We start from the raw sequence: 5950 nt of genomic DNA on the forward strand, positions 1-5950 counted from the left end.
TTTACCCCACTCTGTCTTTTTTTGCTAAAAATTAAAATAATACAATTTGAGTCAAGTTATCTTAAAATAATTATACTTTAAACCCGTAATTCGCATAAATTAATCAATGATATTACTATTTGGTCGGAAAACCACTATTTCGCAAGTTTTCAAAAAAAGTTTTGGTAGATTCTATATTTATATTTCCATTCAAATCAAAATACCAAAAAGTTTCGAGTTCGCCTTTGTGCATTGAGGCATCCATATCGCCACTTTGGGTTTTATGACATGATTTTACCCAATCGGCTACAATCATATAACTGTGGTGCTTGTTTTCTCCAAAACCAAACGAGCGGTCGAAATAAAAAACTGGTGCTGTTGTTGAAATTTTTGTTTCAGGATAATTTTCTAATTGAGAAAACGAATATGTATAATTTTTATTCAACGACCGACCGCCCAAAATAACAGGTTTTTTGTTGCCTTTCATTCGTTGCACAGCTCGTAATGCCATAATCGAAGCTGTTTTATGATGTGCATGTTGTTCGATACTCGGAATCAAACAAAAAACAAAATCATACTGCCCATCTTGCAATATTTTATCTAATTTTCTTTCACAAAAACTCAAATCCCATCTTTCTCCTGCCAAAAAAGGTTTTGGGTCAAGTTGATAAAAATCGTCTATTTGGTCGAAGAAATGAAAGTTTTTGATACCCATCACTTCTCCCGAACAAAACAATTCTTTCTTACGTAGCAATGGCAAATACGTTCTTCCCGTTGCCGAATCTGTCAAATTTATGCCATAAAACGATGATGCCACTAAGCCATTATACCCTCCTGAGCCATCGGTAATCAAAGCCAAATCGGCAGTACCTTTTAGCTCATGGGTAATTTTAAAAATCGTTACTGGAAACATCGTTTCATCGTCTGGATGAGCGGTAACGATTAGCACTTTTGGCCCCTGTGAAAAAGTTTGGATAGCTACAAAAATGAATAGTATTGAGAATATCTTTTTCATGATTTGTTCTTTTACTTCAAATTAGCCAAAAACTCTACCATGTCACGAATCTCTCTTTTCGTCAGCAAACTACCCATTGGCGGCATGCTCGAAGGCATATTTTCTCTTTTAGCAATTCTTGCAACTGGAATCACCAAAGGCTCGGCATCAGAAGTGGTAATGACCAATTCATGCTCATTTTCTTTGGCCAAAATGCCTATTACTTCTTGCCCATCTTTTAGTTTCAACGAAACCGTTCCAAAACCTGGCGAAAGCCTTGCACTTGGTTCAATGAGGGCTTGCAAGATTTGCTCACGACTCAAAGTGCTACCAATTTTTGCCAAATTTGGTCCAACTGCACCGCCTTCTCCACCCAGCGAATGACAACGCACGCATTGAGCAGTTGAGTTATAATTGAAAGTATTCCGTCCGTTCATTCGATTTCCACCAAAAAGAGCTTCTAAATATTCATCCATTGGCGAAGCACCTGGTTTGATAGAAGCAATTTTGGCTTTTAAAGTTTCTGAGCCAGAGGCTTCAATAGCTTCTTTTAATTCCAAAGAAAGACTGGGTGATAATTGTTTTTCTTTCAATTGGTCAATCAATCCGTCTAAAATACTTTGGGTTTTGTCAATATCCAATTTACCCAAAACCATTAGCAATTGTTGTTCTTCTTTGATACTTCCTTTCGCAAAAATGGTTTTCACAATCGCAGGAAGGCTTTCTTTGGAAATGTTACTATTATTCAATAAACCCAAGGCAACCGTTCTTACATTTTCGTCTTTATCGTCCATTCCTTTCTTGATAACCGACTCAATATCGGCATATTTCAGTTGATTTAAAGCTGGTAAAATTGCCATTTTCACCTTAGAATTTTCGGTTTCGCTATAAATTTTAGCTAATTGATTATTGAAATCAGAAATTTTCAAATCTGACAATAATCCTGCCATTGCAACCAATGTTTCGGCATTAGTTTCCTTCAAAAAATCATTAATATAAGGTTGGATTTTAGATTTTACCAAAACACCATCTCTTTCTAATTTACCACGATAACGCCCATCAACTCGATCCATCACCGAAGGATTTGCCCACGAACCCAAAGTTGCCAAAGCCTCAGCTTTTACTTCGTCTTTGATGTCGGTTCTTGTCGAAAAGGCAATCAACAAATCTAATTCTTTTTCAGAACCTACTCGCAAAGCAGCATTGATTGCTCTTCTTAATAAAGGTTCGGTAGTAAATCTTTTGTCTTTCAAAGTAGCCGCCAAAGCAGGCAAAGCTGCTGGAATTGACAAATCATCGTTGATGCCACGAGCAGCTTCAGTTACTATGTATTCATCTTTGTCATTCAAGAAAATCGCAATGTTTTCATTTTTCAATCTTCTTAAAACCAAAACCGCCGCCGTACGTAAAGCTTTACTTGGGTTATTTGCCAATGCAATAATTGGCTCAACTTTCCCGATTCTCGACAAAGCCAAAACTCCTGCATGACGGATATACAAATCTTCGTCGTTGTTGGCTTCCAACATTTCAATCAATGGAGCAACGGCTCCTTGATAAGCAATGCGACCAATTGCCTCGGCCGCATAAAATTTCACTCTTGGGTTTTTACTTTTCAATAAAGGCACCAATTCGCCACCAGTATTCTCTAATTTAATATCACCAATTATTTTGGCGGCTTGGGTAATGATTTCCTCATCTGTATCTTTCAATAAAGCTACGAAAAGACTCGCATAAACTTTATTTTGACGAGCCAACTGACCAGCTCCCCAAATACCATGCACTCGTGCTAATTGGTTTTCCTTTTGCAAAATAGCTTTGTTGAACATCGCAAAACCATTTTTACCTCTGCCAGCTAACTCAAATTGTGCTTTTTGACGAACACGCATATCAACATTTGAAAGCAAAGAATAAAGCATTTCGTCAGTTTGAGTAGCATAATTGAGCTGAATCAACCGTTTTGTTTCTTTTCTGAGTGCTTCGTAGTCGTTTTTATCTTTCGAAACATCTAATTTCCAAACTCTACCGTAGTTTTTTGTGTCCCAACCATTTATCCAATCGGCTGCATACAATGCTCCATCTGGACCAAATCTAATTCCTGTAGGCAAAATTCCACTTACTACATCTTTTTCTCCATCTAACTCAAAGGAGGCTCCTTTGGGTTTTAAGCCAAATGACCAAATATGCGAGCGTGTTGGACTTCCAACAAATTCAACCAAAAAGAATTTCTTTTTCCATTCCGAACCCAAAGCAGTGCCAGGGTTGTAAAGCATACCAGTTGGACCATTATGAAAATTCATAATCGGCGGAATAATATACGCCGCTTGTCCTTCCCAACGAGGTTTGAAAAGTTTTTCTCCCATCCAAACATTATATTTATTGTTTTTTGGGTCGGTATATTTTCCGTATTGCCAGTTTGAACGCCAACCTGCATCAGAGCCTTCAACTACATGAACCAAACGCTCGCTTTCGCCAGGGTAATCGCCATCATTATCAGAAGAAATCAAATTTCCATAATCGTCAAAAACAAACTCGTGCGTATTTCGTAAACCCGAAGCAAAAATCTCAAAATCACTGCCATCAGGATTTGAGCGAGCAATGATTCCTGAATTTGGATGCTCAAACTTTTTGCCATCGGCAGTTGTAATATTTGCTCCAATATCGCCGATATTCCAGTAGATTCGTCCATCTGGACCTTCCACCAAGCCCGACATTCCATGCCCACCAAAACCAATATGCACACCATAACCGTGAGAAATTGAAGTTTTCTTGTCATAAACGCCATCATTATTTGAGTCAGTCAAACGCCAAACGTCAGGAGCAATGGCAACAAACATATCTTTGGCTCTTACCAAGATTCCACCTGCTACGTCCGTAATTTCTTCCATGAAATCATTAACTACTCGCATTGATTTGTCGGCAATACCGTCGTTATCGGTATCTTCCAAACGCCAAACTTCATCTTTTTCTATGGCCAAATCGTGCCAATCGTGGCTACCGTCTTCGTTTAGATCTTTAAGCCACTCGTTTTCTTTGCTTTTTTCGGGAGCAAATGTTTTACGCAAAAAAGCACGTCTATCTTCCACTGTTTGCAAGCCAATAGATTCGGTCATCCAATCACGGTGCCCACGAATATCGAATTCTGAATTTTTCTGGCGATTGGTACGAATCAAGTAAATGCGTCCTTGGTCATCGACCGACATTGCCACTGGGTCAGGAGCAAGCGAATCTGATGCCCAAAGGGTCATTTGAAGTCCTTCAATTACTTTTGCTGGCGTTTTTTCACGAATTTCTTTGGCTTTTGCTAAGCCTTTTACAGGATCTTCATTGATGATTATTGTATCATTTTTAGGACTTCGTTTCATGCAGGAAATAACAAAAATCACTGACACCATTAAGAGTGGAAAAGTAATTTTTGTAGATTTTTTGAAGGTCATGGTTTTGAATAATTTAATAGGTTGAATAGAATAGGAAAATTAATGATTTTGTGTGGATTTTGGATTTATAGTAGATGTTTTTTTCTTATTACTCGACAAAAGATAGATTTTAGACGATACAGGAATGATTTCTTGACATTACTACTCCAAACTATTCTAAACACTAAACCCGTATATAGAGAATATGGGAACAATATAACAATTTTCAAGAATTGTGTAACACTTCTATCAAAAAAGGCTCTGACCTTTACATCATCAAAATTCATATAAAAACTTACGCTAACATTTTTATCTTAGCAACAATTTTTAGCAAGCAACAATAAATATAACTCATTGATAATGAAAAAGTTACAAGTAAATATCCAAACATTCACCCAACATGGTTTGCAAATACCCAATAGAGAATCACAACTAAATTTAAAACCAATTATGAAAAAAATATGCATTTGTTTGATAGCTCTAAGCACTTTCGGGTGTAAAGAATTAACCGATATAGTACCACCATCTGGTACGGTTGACACGCCTAACACTCCGCCAGTTACGCCTGTTCCAAAGCCTGATACCACTGCGGTTGTAGTATCGGACTATAGGTCGGAACTAAATGTTGCTTATGGCTCTGACCAACTACAAAAACTTGATGTTTATTTACCGAATCTTTCATCGGGTAAGCAAGCATCGGTTTCTATTATTATGATTCATGGCGGTGGTTGGAAAGAAGGTGATAAAAGTTTTATTACATCATTGGCAGAAAAGCTGAAGGCACAAAAAAAGAATATTGCCATTTTTAATATCAATCACCGACTTACCTTTATGCAAGGGGTAAAACTGAACGAACAATTGGCTGATATTGGTTCGGTCATTAATTTTATTAACTCAAATAAATCAAAATATAATCTTTCGGGAGATATTGTATTATTTGGTCATAGTGCAGGCGGGCATCTCGCTTTAACCTATGCCTACAAAAATACATCTAATCCAAATATCAAAGCTGTCGTTGGTTTAGCGGCTCCAACTGACCTTACACAAGCTGATATACAAAAAAGTATTGTCGATAAAAATGGACAGAATTTAACAGAATTATTGGTGGGTGTTCCTTATAGCCAAAATCCAGATGCTTATGTTCAGTCAAGCCCATTTCATATAGTACCTAAAAACGCCCAGCCGACTTTGCTTTTATACGGCGATGCCGACCAAATTGTTAATTTTAGTCAAGGCGAAAAGTTATTTGAGAAGTTAAAAACGCTGAATGTCAAAACTGCCTTCAAAAAGTATTCGCAAGGCACACATGATCTAAACAACATGAATGATATTTTTGAGCAAACAACGGCTTTTATGAAAGGGAATGGGGTGGATTAGGAAATATGCTTTTGCAGATTTATTATACACTCAAATTTTTCAAAAAGATCTATCTCTATTTGGAACACCGTATTAGTGTAATTGATTGTTAAGCACTTAATTAAAAGTAATCGTGTATTTGTGTTTTACTTGTGATAGAATCTCATCAACCGCATTTTTGATGGTATCAGCAGTTTTATAATGCTCA

The 5950-nt window shown here is 37.1% G+C and carries 3 protein-coding genes; 1 reads left to right on the top strand and 2 read right to left on the bottom strand.

What is annotated here, in order from left to right; genetic code table 11:
• Positions 1-115 precede the first annotated feature (115 nt).
• Together ACH2CJ_RS22025 and ACH2CJ_RS22030 are read right to left on the bottom strand one after the other, a co-directional pair.
• The gene (locus ACH2CJ_RS22025; protein WP_394996824.1) at positions 116-994 is read right to left on the bottom strand and encodes a PIG-L family deacetylase; all 879 of its coding nucleotides are present in this window, start codon (positions 992-994) and stop codon (positions 116-118) included.
• 11 nt (positions 995-1005) lie between these two features.
• The gene (locus ACH2CJ_RS22030; RefSeq protein WP_394996826.1) at positions 1006-4407 is read right to left on the bottom strand and encodes a HEAT repeat domain-containing protein; all 3402 of its coding nucleotides are present in this window, start codon (positions 4405-4407) and stop codon (positions 1006-1008) included.
• 429 nt (positions 4408-4836) lie between these two features.
• Between ACH2CJ_RS22030 and ACH2CJ_RS22035 the strand changes: the two genes are divergently transcribed.
• Entirely contained in the window at positions 4837-5763 is a 927-nt protein-coding gene (locus ACH2CJ_RS22035; protein WP_394996828.1) for a prolyl oligopeptidase family serine peptidase, read from the top strand.
• Positions 5764-5950: the final 187 nt, after the last annotated feature.

Source organism: Emticicia sp. (assembly GCF_043780375.1).
GTDB lineage: Bacteria > Bacteroidota > Bacteroidia > Cytophagales > Spirosomataceae > Emticicia.